Origin of the sequence: Kitasatospora sp. SC0581, from assembly GCF_048159585.1 — a bacterium.
GTDB lineage: Bacteria > Actinomycetota > Actinomycetes > Streptomycetales > Streptomycetaceae > Kitasatospora.
Window position 1 is genome coordinate 1 of the sequence record NZ_JBLRWA010000196.1, and the last position, 389, is coordinate 389.

At 42.7% G+C, this 389-nt stretch carries 1 protein-coding gene; it reads left to right on the plus strand.

The window, feature by feature from the left end:
• Positions 1-13: 13 nt before the first annotated feature.
• Positions 14-389 (plus strand): hypothetical protein (locus tag ACLWS4_RS37755; RefSeq protein ID WP_416876537.1); only part of this gene is annotated, 376 nt, incomplete at its 3' end.

Consider the following 389-nt stretch of genomic DNA (forward strand, 5'->3'; position numbering starts at 1 on the left):
TCTGCCTTTATAGATGTCCCTTCTGTACTTCTGGGCTTTTTATCCGGGCATTTTAATGGCTGATTCTGTCAATCAGTGGCAGCAGGCGCACTCCACTTTTTACAATGATTGGCATCCTGCTGTGATGACATGGCTCATTAAGTTTACGGCCCATATATGGGATACACCGGCATCATATGTGATTTTCCAGTTCATCTTGACAGCGCTGATTACCGGATACGTCTTTTATGTATTTGAAAAATTAAGGGTCAAAAAGCCGGTTTTATGGCTGGGATATGCGTTTTTCTGCTTTTTGCCGCTTATCCCGCTTTATTCTGTCGTGATTTGGAAAGATACGTTGTTCAGTTACTTTCTGTTGGCGTTTACGGTCATGCTGATCCAGATCATTG